Here is a 13,750-nt window from a genome sequence, read left to right as displayed (position 1 = left end):
ATGCCTATATTTACCCATCCATATTTATTTATAGCTACTGATGAGTGACGAGATAAACGGAAACGAAATATCTGCCAACGGCGATGAAAAATTACAAAATGTTATCTCTTTAGATGGCTTGTACGAGAACTGGTTTCTTGATTATGCCTCATATGTAATTCTCGACCGTGCGGTACCGCATATAAACGACGGCCTTAAGCCTGTACAGCGACGCATACTGCACTCGCTGAAAGAAATGGACGACGGACGCTTTAACAAAGCTGCCAACGTAATAGGCCATACTATGAAATATCACCCCCACGGCGATGCTTCTATTGGGGATGCCATGGTGCAGATTGGTCAGAAAAATCTGTTGATTGATACCCAAGGTAACTGGGGGCACCCTATCACCGGCGACTCGGCAGCGGCGCCGCGTTATATTGAGGCACGTTTGTCGAAATTCGCAAACGAGGTGTTATTTAACCCTGACACTACCGACTGGCAGGCAAGTTACGATGGCCGTAATAAAGAGCCCATTACCCTGCCGGTAAAGTTCCCGCTGCTGCTTGCACAGGGTGCCGAAGGTATCGCGGTGGGCTTGGCTACTAAGATATTACCGCACAACTTTATTGAACTGCTTGATGCTTCGATAGAAGTACTGCGTGGTGTAAGGCCAAACCTGATGCCCGACTTTTACACCGGCGGCCTTGCCGATTGCTCAGCCTATAATGAAGGTCAGCGCGGCGGCAAAGTGCGTGTACGGGCAAGGATATCTGAACGTGATAAAAAAACGCTGGTTATTACCGAGATACCTTTCAGCACAACGTCGGGTAGTTTGATTGACAGTATTATCGCCGCTAACGATAAGGGTAAGATCAAGATCAAAAAGATCGAAGACAACACTACCTGGGACCCGGAGATCATTATCCACTTGGCGCCCGGTATTTCGCCTGATGTAACTATTGACGCACTATACGCTTTTACCGATTGCGAGGTATCTATATCGCCTAACACCTGCGTAATTCAGGACGACAAGCCGCGGTTTATGAGCGTGAACGATATGCTTACCGAAAGCACGCATACCACCAAAGACCTGCTGAAACAAGAGCTTGAAATAAAGCTGAAGGAGCTGATGGAGAAAATATTTTTCAGCTCGTTGCTGAAGATATTTATCCAGGAAGGGATGTACAAACATCCTGATTATGAAAGCTCAACAAACTTTGAAGAGGTTGTAAGTGTATTGAACCGTTTGTTCGAGCCTTTCTTCCCACAGTTTTACCGTGAGATACTGCCCGAAGATTATAAAAAGCTGATTGATAAACCAATGAGCAGCATCACCCGTTTTGACGTAAAGAAAACGGATGAGCAAATCAAAAATCTTCAGGATGAAATAAAAGAGGTTAAGCACCACCTTAAACACCTCACAGAGTTTGCTATTGCCTGGTTTGAAAAACTGAAAGACAAGTACGGTAATGACCGCGGCCGAAAAACTGAACTACGCACGTTTGATAAGGTTGAAGCTGCGCAGGTAGCGCTTGCAAACGTTAAACTATACGTTAACCGCGAAGATGGTTTCATCGGTTCCGGACTTAAAAAGGATGATAATGTTGAATTGGTTGGCGAATGTTCAGATATTGATGACATTATCGTTTTCCGTGCCGATGGAAAGTTTGTGGTCACTAAAGTACAGGATAAGGTTTTTGTTGGTAAAGAGATCATTCATGTGGCCGTCTTCAAGAAAAATGATGAACGCACCGTGTACAACATGATCTATAAAGACGGGCAAAGCGGCGTAAGCTATATCAAACGCTTCTCGGTTACCGGCATTACCCGTGATAAAGAGTATGATCTCACCAAAGGCACCAAAGGGTCTAAAGTTCTGTACTTTAGTGCTAACCCTAATGGTGAAGCTGAGATCATCAATATCCAACTGAAGCCACATTCAAAACTGAAGAAACTTCAGTTCGACGAGAATTTCGCTGAAATAGCCATCAAAGGCCGCGGATCAATGGGCAACATCGTAACCAAATACCCGGTTAAGAAAATCATACTGAAAAGTAAAGGCGTATCAACACTGGCAGGCAGAAAGATCTGGTATGATGATATACTTAAACGCCTGAATGCCGACAGTCGCGGCAAATATCTTGGTGAATTTGACGGCGACGACCGCATACTTACTGTATTGGCAAACGGTGTTTATGAACTTACCAGCTTCGACCTGAACAACCACTTTGACGACAAGATGATCCTGATTGAAAAGTATGATCCGGAAAAAGTGTATTCGGTTGTGCATTTCGAGGGTAAGTCGAAAAACTACATGATAAAACGCTTTGTGTTTGACAATACTGCCATAGGCAAGCAAACCAGCATAATCAGCGAGGAAAGCGGTTCGAAACTCGTGCTTATCTCCGGTTCGGCGCAGCCTGTGGTAAAGGTTGAGCAGTTGAAAGGCAAAGCTGCAGTACCTGAAACTGTCGAGCTAAACCTTACCGACCTGATAGATGTAAAAGGTATGAAGGCTATGGGTAACCGCCTGTCGGCACATGTGGTGCAAAGTGTTGAGCTGATAGCCGAGCACGATGACGCCGAAGATGTACCCGACCCGGCACCCGATAGCGTTGAGGATACCGAAATTACCATAACGCCTGAAGATAAAACTGCTAAAGATGTGCCGCCTGCGGGTGAAGAAGTAGCAGGAGCAGTTGCAGTACAAAAAGCCAAGGAAGAAGTAAAAGAGCAGTCAGAGGATGCAAAAGGCGGTATCAAAGACTCAAACAAAGAGCCATCGGCAGAAAAGCCTGCTAAAAAGGTTGATTTTGAAATTACTAATCCTGACGATATCAAAATAGATGATAAGGGGCAGTCGAGTTTATTTTAACAAGAAAGGCGCTCAAATTGAGCGCCTTTCTTGTTAGTTGTATATCCTTACAGGATCAATATTAACACCAAAATGATAATGATGATAGCGCCTACTGAAAGGTAAACGCCGCCGCCACCCATTGCCTGTGCTTCTTGCTTAAGGCTTTTAAGTTCGGTTTTAAGCTCTTTGCGCTCTTCTTTGGTCATTTGCGATTTGTCCATCGCTTTAATTTCCTCAACGCGCTGTTTAATTTCTTCTACACGAGCCTGCTTTTGCTCTTCGGTCATATTAGCAATGGCCTCTTTGGTGATACCTTTGCTTTTGTCATCATCATTGGTAGCAGCATAGCTGTTAAATACAGCCAGCGTTAACAACACTGTTGTAGCGATTAAATAAATTTTCTTTTTCATAGCATTAAAGTTGTGATTTCTATACACATAATTTCACAAACCTTTAAAATGTTTTAAGAAAATATTAAATTATCGGAATAAACAACTTTTAAACACTTATATAATAAGCGGCTTCAAAAGTATGTCCGTGTTTAAGCGAATGTATTGCTTCCTTTTGTGAAATGTCTGCATTTCCACCTTTAGCATCGGCATAACCTAACCAGGGTTCGATACACAAAAATGGCGCACCTTGCTTTGCCCATATACCCAGGTGTTCAAAATGCGGATATTCAACTGATAGGCTTTCACCATGCTTATCACTTTTAATGGTTACAAGCTTCGATCGGATATTTTTAAAAACCAGCGCGTCGCGGCTAAATAAATCTGCAGACAGACGGAGCTTTTTACCTTCTAATGAAACCGGCGCTGTTTCGCCGGTAAAGTACCCGGCAGATGACAGCAGATTTGTAACCAGCGGTTCTTCGGTTTCAAATTCCAGGTAATAGTCCTCATACTGCTCTCCCGCATGAAACGGCACATTGAAAGCCGGATGGCCTCCTACTGAAAAGTATATGGTTTTATCATCAAGATTGATTACCTTGTACGTAACCCGCAGGGCATTATCTATTAAAGTGTATATGATTTGAAAATCGAACTTGTACGGATATACCTCGAGCGTTTTATTACTGTAAGGAAGCGAAAAAGTAGCTTGCTGGCGGCTGTTCTCATCCAAAATAAATGTGCTGTTGCGGGCAAAACCATGCCTCGGCAATTTATAAGCCTGCCCCTGCACCAACAGTTCGTCGTTAACAAGCCCCCCTACAACCGGAAAAAGAGTTGGCGCATGCCAGGCCCAAACAGAAGCATCGGCCTGCCATAAATGTTCAATACCGGTAGTTTTATTTTGTATCGAGGTAAGTTCGGCACCCTGTTGGCGAATGGTTACACGCAGGTATTCATTTTCAATTACTGTCATATGATAGAATTGTAATATTGGCGTGGTAAAGGTATTATTTGCCCTTAAATATTTTCAACAAATAACTGCCGGAAATGGTTTTTAACGGGGCGTTTTAACCAATGAACGTATCACCGAATCTTTTTGCGCTGGCTTAAGTTTGTAATTGTATTTAAAGAAAGCGTTTTCCCAATCGCCGTACGACACATTAGGCAACACAATATACCGCTTGCCAAACAACGGCGAAAGCTTCGCAGTAGCATTATCCCTCGCTTCAGTGGTGGGATGATTATCATAAAGGCTGTCAAAATCGGCAAGGTTATCACCGCATAACAAAATAATGTTATAGTTTTTTAGAACCTGTTGCCTGCGGCTTTCTTTACTTGACGACGACTGCCTCATTAATAAATGCGCATCGTCAACATTAGGCATATTATATAACTGCAAATTTTTAAGGGTAGCAGTTCGCTCATCTTCATCCCTGTTGGTTATATAAAATATTGTAACGCCTTTAGATGCGGCATATTTAAAAAACGACGGTGCGCCCGGTACGGTATCAGCGATGGCTTTGGCTGTCCATGCTTTCCAGGTGGCTATATCATATTCCTGATTGTTAATACCTCTCAAAGCGTCGTACGGACTGTTATCAAGCACAGTTTCATCAATGTCGGTAACTATAGCCATAGGCAATGCTGAAGGCTGTTTCAATGCTTCGCCGAGACGCAAGTGTGCTGTAATATACGCCTGAAGGCACAAAGCCTTGTATTCGGCGGCGCGCTGTTGCCATAGCGATGCCCACACTTTGCCGTTATTAGCTATTGACAACGTAGTAGTTTTTTGTACTGTTGTGCACGAGATATAGGTTGCACAGCAAATAGTAAATAAGAATATCTTCAGCGTTTTAGTCATACCAAAAAATCCGTTTGCAAATTTATTTAGTTTGGGCAGGATAACAAACGTGAGCCAGATTGAAGATAGAATCTTTTTATACATATTGTACATACATTATGTAAAGAATGTATATTTTGTTAAACTATTTAGAAAATCGATTTTTAATATCACAAATTCATTTTTTATTCATTACTTTGTCGTTAGAACCGTCACCCAGATAATCAATACTATGGCTTTATTTTGAGAAATATACATTTAGTCGCTCAAAAAGTGGAAAGCAATATGTATTAACATATATACCTGAAATTTTAATTACTAACTATATAAAATTGAAAACTCCTCCTAATTACGACAAATATCCTCACGTGGTGGTAGAGGCTGAAAACAAGTCATGCGTTACTGGTTGGAAAGCAATTGCCGAAAAACTTAATGCCAGTATCGCGGCAGGTAAAAAGCTAATTGTTGTTGAAACTTATCAGGGTGTGCTGACTGACGAATTGGTTAGCAACCTGAAAGGGCTTGTTAAGCATGATGTATGGGTTGACGCTGCCAACGCGCTGAAAAGCGAAGAGGAAATACTTGAAATGACTTATCCTGATGTTACCGACGACAGGATATTCGGTTATATGACCCGCCTTGACATCAGCGATTATCAGGATAAAGAAAAACTAACAGCGGTTCAGCAAAAAGTTGACTTGGCTAATGGCGTTGTTATAGTTTATGGCATTGGCGCAAGCCTTGTTGCTCCTGCATATGACATGCTGGTGTATGCTGATATGGCACGTTGGGAAATACAACTGCGTATGCGTAAAAAACTGGTGAACAACATCGGCATCAGTAATAACCAGGAAGAATTTTCAATTCAGTATAAAAGAGGATTTTTTGTTGACTGGCGTGCACTTGACCGCTTAAAGAAAAAGCTGTTTAATAAAATTGATTTTGTACTGGATACCAATGCCGCAGGCAATCCTAAGCTGGTTACCGGTGAAGCTGTGCTTGCCGGTTATAAACAAACCGTTAAACAACCGTTCCGTGTGGTGCCATTTTTTGATCCTGGGCCGTGGGGCGGACAATGGATGAAGGATGTTTGTGACCTTGACCATGATGTGATGAACTTTGCCTGGTGTTTTGACGGCGTTCCGGAAGAGAACAGTCTGTTACTGCGCTTTGGTGACATTGATGTAGAAGTGCCGTCTATAAACGTGGTATTCTACCAAACCAACGAACTGCTTGGTCCTAAGGTACATTCGCGTTTTGGCGATGAGTTCCCTATCCGTTTCGACTTTTTAGATACCATACAAGGCGGCAACCTGAGCTTGCAGGTGCACCCACTTACCGAATACATTCAGGAGAAGTTTGGCATGCATTATACACAGGATGAAAGCTATTACTTCCTTGATGTTGATGAAGCTGCCGAACCTGTAGTTTACCTGGGCTTACAGGAAGGTATCAACCCTGATGAAATGATTGAAGACCTACGTGCGGCCGAGCGTGGCGAAAAGCTGTTTGATGATGAAAAGTTCGTAAAAAAATGGCCGATAAAGAAACACGATCACGTGTCGATTCCTGCCGGTACGGTGCATTGCTCGGGTACGGGCGGCATGGTGCTTGAGATAAGCGCTACGCCTTACATCTTTACTTTTAAACTTTGGGACTGGGGCCGTTTAGGCCTCGACGGCAAACCGCGTCCTATCAACATTGAGCACGGTAAAAATGTAATACAGTGGGATCGGGATGCTGCCTGGGTTGAAAAAAATGCGCTTAACCTTGTTGAACCACTGGCCGAAGGTGAAGGCTGGCGCGAAGAGCGTACCGGCCTTAACGAACTGGAGTTTATTGAAACCCGCAGGCATTGGTTTACCGGCAAAGTAAGCCATAACACCAACGGTGGTGTTAACGTGATCAATCTGGTTGAAGGCCGTGAAGCCATTGTTGAAAGCCCGACCAATGCTTTCGAACCATTTGTAGTACATTACGCCGAAACCTTTATAATACCGGCCGCTGTTGGTGAATATACCATCCGTCCGTATGGTGAATCGGAAGGGAGAGAGTGTGGTACGCTGAAAGCTTACGTTCGAATTTAACTATCAAATTATAACCTAAAATTATGAGTAGAGAAGCAACGTTACAAAAGCCGGTATCTTCCGGATTTGTAATAAAATTAACAATAGTGGCTGCTTTGGGCGGTTTACTGTTTGGTTATGATACCGCTGTTATTGCCGGTGTTATCGGCCTTATTAAAACCAAGTTCCAGTTATCGTCGGCAATGGAAGGCTGGGCAGCTAGCAGCGCTATCTGGGGCTGTATTTTAGGCAGCAGCACCGCCGGTTACTTAAGCGACAAGATGGGCCGTAAAACCGTACTGATATTTACAGCAGTACTGTTTGCAATTTCATCAATAGGCGCGGCATTGCCAACAAACTTAACCATGTTTGTTATTTTCCGCATTATTGGCGGTATTGGTATAGGCGCGGCCTCAATGTTATCACCGCTGTATATCTCAGAAATCGCCCCGGCAAATATCCGTGGTAAACTGGTGAGCGTTTATCAGCTGGCTATTGTAATCGGCATCAACCTGATTTATTTCGTTAACATGAAGATCGCCTCGTTTGGTGAAGAGCAATGGCGTGTTGACACAGGCTGGCGGTGGATGATAGGTTCAGGCTTGCTACCATCAATGTTATTTTTGGTATTGCTATTTTTTGTACCTGAAAGCCCAAGATGGCTGATAAAAAAGAATCGCAGCAGCGAAGCCATGGATACGCTTGAAAGGCTAAACGGTAAAGAAGAAGCGCAGGAAGTAGTAAAAGAGGTAAAAGCAAGTCTTGGCCACGAAGAAGGCACCGTAGGAGAACTATTTAAACCCGGTTTACGCAAAGCCATGATAGTTGGTGTTGTACTGGCGTTATTCTCCCAGATAACCGGCATCAACGCTATTATTTATTACGCCCCTAAAATATTTGAAAGCGCCGGCTCAACTACCGACGCGGCATTAATGCTTACCGTAATTATCGGCTTCATCAATACTGTATTTACGTTTGTAGCTATTAGCTTTATAGACAAGCTTGGACGTAAAACATTATTACTTTGGGGGGTTGCCGGCATGCTGTTTAGCCTTATAGGTACTGCTTATTGCTTCCTTACCGGAGCCGGTGCAATTTACCTTATGGCGTTTATATTTATCTATATAGCATCATTCGCTGCATCATTAGGTCCTATTCCGTGGGTTATCATGTCAGAGATATTTCCAACAAAAACCCGGGGTATAGCCATGTCGTTCGCAACTACGGTACTATGGCTTGGTGTGGTATTAATCACACAGTTCACGCCAATTTTGCTTGATAATACTACATGGGGCGGCACAGATGCCAAAGCAGCAGCGTTTACTTTTATCCTGTTTGGAGTAAATGCGGTTATTCTATGGCTGTTCACCAAAGCAAGAATACCGGAAACCAAGCAAAGAACCCTTGAAGAAATTGAGGCCAGCTGGACAAAATAACAAACCTGATATATTTAAACTAAACAAAAAAGGAAGCTCTAAAAGGCTTCCTTTTTCTATTTTGTCTCAACGAAGTTTTTAATTAATTAACTCCTGTACTAACCGGCACCCTTTTTAGTTCAATGTTGTCCTGTTGTGTTAAAACCAACGGAACTTTTTCGATGGTAACAAAACTCAGGTCAAGACCAAAACCTCTTTCTTCAGACAAGCTCATCTTTTTAAGTTGCACATAAATATCCATAATCAGCTGCTCGTAAAACGAAAGATTATGTGAGCGGGACAGCGTTTTTTCAATCACCACAAAGCGGAAATCGCCAACTATATTATGCTTTCCTAATGATTTATACTTGCTGGTAATGTTTACCTCGCCATTCTTCACAAGCTCTTCAACTACCTTGCGGAACAACACATTAATGCGTTGTTCAACCCTGAAACCAAGCTTGAAATCAATACGGATAAGTTTATTAGGTACCAGAAAGTCTACTTCATACTCACGGGTATAAGGTTCGTCAACTACGTCAACGTGTACCAGCCAGTACACATCAGCCCGCTTGGGTTGTTTTTGAAGTATGGAATAAATGATCTTTGATTCTATCTCAGAATTAAAATTAGCGCTTGTAAGGTACACCAGTTGTGACGAGTACTTCGGCACAGTTTCATCATCGCTAAGTTCTTTCAGTATCTGGAAATAATCTTCAATCTCAATAAACTTAACATACCTGTTTTTAATGCGCCGCGCCGTATGCCACGACCACATTACCATAAACAACAGCAATCCTATCGACAAGGTGAACCAGCCACCATGTATAAATTTAACCAGGTTACCCAACAGGAAAGTGCCCTCAATAAGCAGATACACCACCAGAAAAATGCCTATCAGATATGCAGGCACCTTGCGCCGCTGCAGGAACTTTGACACCAGTATGGTTGTCATCAGCATGGCCACGGTAATACTTAAGCCGTAAGCGGCTTCCATATCCTGCGAATGCTGGAAAATAAGTACCACTATAATACAGCCTACACAAAGTATCCAGTTTATGCTTGGTACATACAGCTGACCTTTTTGATCGCTTGGATAGTTGATACGCACCTTTGGCCATAGGTTTAAACGCACGGCCTCGGCTATCAGCGTAAACGAGCCTGATATAAGCGCCTGGCTGGCAATAATAGCGGCTACCGTTGCCAAACCGATACCAAATATCAGGAACCATGATGGCATGATTTGGTAAAACGGGTTATGCAGATCAAGGTCAATTGTTTGACCTTCACGCTGCATCAGCCATACTGCCTGGCCCAAATAGTTAAGCACAAGGCAGCTTTTTACATAGATCCAGCTCACGCGGATGTTTGAACGGCCACAATGCCCAAGGTCTGAATACAATGCCTCGGCTCCTGTAGTACACAGAAACACAGCGCCCAATATGATAAACGCGCTGCTATGCCCTGAGCCGTTAACCAGCAGATTATATGCATAATAAGGATTTAATGCCTTAATTATCGAGGGCATTTGAATAATAAATGCGATACCCAGTACACCCATCATGGTAAACCAAAGGAACATGATAGGACCAAACGCCTTACCTACCAGCGAAGTACCAAACTGTTGAATAAAAAACAACAGCGCGATAATGCATATCACTATCTGCATGGTTGGCAGGTATGGGTAGCGGGTGTGCAAACCCTCTATTGCTGATGATATGGTGATAGGCGGTGTAATAATACCATCGGCAAGCAACGCGCAGCCCCCTAAAACCGCGGGCACTATCAGCCACTTAGCCTTACGCCGAACCAGCGAGAAAAGTGAAAAAATACCACCCTCACCCTTGTTATCGGCAAGAAGGGTTATCAGTACATACTTTACCGTGGTTTGCAGGGTAAGGGTCCAGAAGATGAGCGAAACACCGCCAAGTGCTAACGACTCGGTTATAGGGTTATCGCCTACTATCGCTTTAAACACATATAGGGGGGATGTACCTATATCGCCGTATATTATTCCCAAACTTATAAGCAGTCCGGGAACCGTAAGTTTTCGAAGGTCTTTATGAGTTGACACTATCTATATATAATGATGGCAAAAGTATAATTTTTTTCCGTTTGCAAACTTAAACCATTAGGAATCGTATAAGTCATTATGTTACAGCAACAATAAAAATGTGTTTTTGTTAAAATTTGTTAAAATTGAAATAAAAAACAGAACTTTTTGAATAGCGATGGTGTAATTTATACATTTGCAGGAATAGGCTGAGTATGAAGCGAAAATTTACTTACTTAAATTTATGGTTACATGTTATCGCACTGGCGATTACCATAAATTTTGCTTTCGCTGCAAATACAGTACAACAAGACACAACAATAGCCATTCGTAAAGCGAAAAACGCCAAAAATTCATATCTAAAAAACGGCCTTCCGTTTGCGTTACCACCACTAAAACCCGGTATAGTTTCTACAACAAAAGTTAATGTGAACCGTCAGGGTCAGGATGAAAAATTGTTGAGCAACGTTCAGGTATATCCTAACCCCGTAACTAACCAGCAGTTGAACGTAAGTTACGAGGTATCGCGTAATACCAACATTACTATCAAAATCGTCGATTTGCTTGGTAACGATATCGCAACCATTTTTTCGCAAAGAGTTGAGTCAGGCGATCAAAAATTCAGTTATAATCTTAACAACAAGCTGAGCCGCGGTTTTTACTTCGTACGTATTATGGCCGGTACCGAATCTACTATCAAAAAGTTGTCGATACTGTAAATCAATCACTGGTCAACAGTCATTCACACAACCACTTTGTAACCTTTCTGCTTCAACGCAAAACTGATTTGATTATTTTTTAGTTTTGGCTTGTATGAAGATAATTGCCATTGGCCGCAACTACGCCGAACACGCTAAGGAACTGAATAACCCTGTACCAACTGTTCCGGTAATATTTATGAAACCGGATACCGCCCTGCTGAAAGAAAATAAGCCTTTTTACCACCCCGATTTTTCAGAAGATATTCATCACGAAATTGAATTGGTGCTTAAAATATCTAAAGAAGGGAAACATATCAGCGAGAAGTTTGCAGGCAATTATTTTGATGAAATTGGGCTTGGCGTAGATTTCACCGCGCGTGATATTCAGCAGCGCCATAAAGAAAAGGGATTGCCATGGGAACTGGCCAAAGCGTTCGACGGCTCGGCGCCTATAAGTACCTTTCTGCCGAAAGCACAATTTTCTGATCTTTACAATATAAACTTCCGGTTGGATATTAACGGCGAAACCCGCCAAAACGGCAATACACAAAATTTGCTATTCTCATTTGAGCGTATCATTGCTTTTGTATCACAGTACATTACGCTTAAAAAAGGCGATCTGATATTTACCGGCACGCCCGAAGGCGTTGGCAGAGTAAAAATTGGCGACCACCTGGAAGGTTACATTGAGGGTCAACAATTGCTTGATTTTTACGTTAAGTAAGGCATGATACAAAAAACCCTTACCACCCTCGTAAGCAGTTTTATTATTTGCAGTTCGGTTTTTTCACAAGATATAATACAAAGCAAGTATTACCCTACCGACATTTTTCGTTACCCGCTTGATCTTCCGCCCAGTACTGCCGGCTCGTTCGGCGAGCTCAGGGCTAACCACTTTCATTCGGGACTCGATTTTAAAACCAACCAACGCATAGGCTACCCGATATATGCCGTAATGGATGGTTATATCTCGCGCCTGCGCATACAGTTTGGCGGCTTCGGCAGGGCGGTGTACATTACCCACCCCAACGGCTATACCAGTGTTTACGGGCACCTCGACAGGTTTAGCCCTGAAATTGAAAAGGTTATACGTGCTTACCAGCTGGAGCACCAAAGCTATGTGGTTGACTTTCCGCTCGACCCATTGCAGATGCGGATATTTAAAGGTCAGGTTTTTGCCTGGTCGGGCAACGCGGGAGCTTCCGCAGGGCCGCACCTGCATTTTGAAATGCGCGATTCAAAAACCGAAGAAACTGTCAACCCGCAGCTTTTTGGTCTTACCATACCTGATAAGGTTCCGCCAACAATACTCTCAATTGCTACGTATCATCTAAACGGCGCGCCGTTCAGCGAGAAAACACCGCACATGTTTCTGCCGGTCACGGGCGCCGGCAATAGTTACCGGCTAAAAAACAACCAGCCTGTACATTTAAGCGGCGAAGTTGGTTTCGGCATAACGGTTCACGATATGAACAGCGTTTCACCAAACCGCAACGGCGTTTATTCTATCGAACTAAAACTTGACGGCAATACCGTTTACACCTACGTTAACGAACGATTCGCGTTCGATCAAACCCGCGCCATAAACTCGCATATCGACTACCCCGCCTTTCTTACCTCAAAACGCTGGATGCAGAAATGCTTCATCCTTCCGGGCAACAACAGCAAGTTATACCCTCAAGCCGTTAACCGCGGACTAATCAACTTTACAGATGATGCCATGCACGATGTGGAGTTTGTGATAAAAGATGTAGCAGGTAATACCTCTACGCTTGCCATCAAAGTGCAATCGTCAAAAACTGATATAAAGCCGTTTCAGCCTGCAGGCACCTTGTTTAAATATGACCAACAGAATGAGTTCAGCGCTGATAATGTGAAAGTGGTTATTGAGCCTGGTAATTTATATGATAACCTCGACTTCAATTACGCAAAACTCCCCGCCAAGCCGGGCACTTATTCAGCTACGTACCGCATACATAATAAGTTTACACCTTTGCATGATGGTTTCGATCTTTGGATAAAGCCTGATAACAGCATTGGTAAACTTGCCAGTAAAGCAGTATTGGTAAGCACAGCAGGCAATGCATACGCCGGGGTATATGAAGACGGTTATGTAAAAGCCGAATGCCGCTTTTTTGGTGATTATTACATTAAAGTAGATACCGTGCCGCCTGTAATTACGCCGGTAAATATCGCCGAAGGCAAGAGCATGAAAGCTTTACCAAGCATCACCATGCGTATGAGCGATAACCTTTCTGGGGTAAAAAGTTATACCGGTACTATAGATGGCAAATGGGTGCTTATTGAACATGACTATAAAACCAAGCTGTTAAGATATTATTTTGATGCAGGATTTAAGCCGGGAAAGCATACTTTTGAACTGATAGTTACCGATAATGTCGACAATGTGTCGAAGTACTCGGCAACATTTTACAGATAAACTT

General features: G+C 43.0%; 10 protein-coding genes. 6 read left to right on the top strand and 4 right to left on the bottom strand.

From position 1 onward, the window contains the following. Nucleotides 1-40 precede the first annotated feature (40 nt). Nucleotides 41-2,857: a DNA gyrase/topoisomerase IV subunit A gene (locus tag EOD41_RS13790; RefSeq protein ID WP_127705890.1), complete on the top strand. Its 2,817-nt coding sequence runs from the start codon at nucleotides 41-43 to the stop codon at nucleotides 2,855-2,857. 47 nt (nucleotides 2,858-2,904) lie between these two features. On the opposite strand, the gene EOD41_RS13785 is transcribed toward EOD41_RS13790, so the two are convergent. The 3 genes from EOD41_RS13785 to EOD41_RS13775 form a co-directional block, all read right to left on the bottom strand. Further along, entirely contained in the window at nucleotides 2,905-3,249 is a 345-nt protein-coding gene (locus EOD41_RS13785) for a hypothetical protein (protein ID WP_127705888.1), read from the bottom strand. 88 nt (nucleotides 3,250-3,337) lie between these two features. Continuing rightward, nucleotides 3,338-4,204, bottom strand: a complete 867-nt coding sequence (locus EOD41_RS13780; RefSeq protein ID WP_127705886.1) for an aldose 1-epimerase family protein — start codon at nucleotides 4,202-4,204, stop codon at nucleotides 3,338-3,340. Between the two features lie 81 nt (nucleotides 4,205-4,285). Continuing rightward, nucleotides 4,286-5,092 (bottom strand): 5'-nucleotidase, lipoprotein e(P4) family, encoded by an 807-nt coding sequence (locus EOD41_RS13775; RefSeq protein ID WP_127705884.1) that lies wholly within the window; start codon nucleotides 5,090-5,092, stop codon nucleotides 4,286-4,288. 311 nt (nucleotides 5,093-5,403) lie between these two features. Here EOD41_RS13775 and EOD41_RS13770 point away from each other — a divergent pair, with 311 nt between their 5' ends. Together EOD41_RS13770 and EOD41_RS13765 are read left to right on the top strand one after the other, a co-directional pair. Next, the gene (locus tag EOD41_RS13770; protein ID WP_127705882.1) at nucleotides 5,404-7,158 is read left to right on the top strand and encodes a class I mannose-6-phosphate isomerase; all 1,755 of its coding nucleotides are present in this window, start codon (nucleotides 5,404-5,406) and stop codon (nucleotides 7,156-7,158) included. 23 nt (nucleotides 7,159-7,181) lie between these two features. Continuing rightward, entirely contained in the window at nucleotides 7,182-8,573 is a 1,392-nt protein-coding gene (locus EOD41_RS13765; protein ID WP_127705880.1) for a sugar porter family MFS transporter, read from the top strand. A gap of 82 nt (nucleotides 8,574-8,655) precedes the next feature. Here the strand turns inward: EOD41_RS13765 and EOD41_RS13760 are convergent, their stop codons facing one another. Further along, entirely contained in the window at nucleotides 8,656-10,626 is a 1,971-nt protein-coding gene (locus tag EOD41_RS13760; protein WP_127705878.1) for a KUP/HAK/KT family potassium transporter, read from the bottom strand. A gap of 194 nt (nucleotides 10,627-10,820) precedes the next feature. Here EOD41_RS13760 and EOD41_RS13755 point away from each other — a divergent pair, with 194 nt between their 5' ends. From EOD41_RS13755 to EOD41_RS13745, 3 genes are all read left to right on the top strand, one after another. Next, the gene (locus tag EOD41_RS13755; protein WP_127705877.1) at nucleotides 10,821-11,324 is read left to right on the top strand and encodes a T9SS type A sorting domain-containing protein; all 504 of its coding nucleotides are present in this window, start codon (nucleotides 10,821-10,823) and stop codon (nucleotides 11,322-11,324) included. 94 nt (nucleotides 11,325-11,418) lie between these two features. Further along, nucleotides 11,419-12,030, top strand: coding sequence for a fumarylacetoacetate hydrolase family protein (locus tag EOD41_RS13750; RefSeq protein WP_127705876.1), 612 nt, complete (start codon nucleotides 11,419-11,421; stop codon nucleotides 12,028-12,030). Nucleotides 12,031-12,033: 3 nt separating this feature from the next. Next, nucleotides 12,034-13,746, top strand: coding sequence for a M23 family metallopeptidase (locus EOD41_RS13745; RefSeq protein WP_127705874.1), 1,713 nt, complete (start codon nucleotides 12,034-12,036; stop codon nucleotides 13,744-13,746). The last annotated feature ends 4 nt before the right edge of the window (nucleotides 13,747-13,750 follow it).

The organism is Mucilaginibacter limnophilus, from assembly GCF_004005815.1.
Taxonomy (GTDB): domain Bacteria; phylum Bacteroidota; class Bacteroidia; order Sphingobacteriales; family Sphingobacteriaceae; genus Mucilaginibacter; species Mucilaginibacter limnophilus.
The sequence above is the reverse complement of the archived record's forward strand: the minus strand, read 5'-3'. Positions and strand labels throughout refer to the sequence as shown.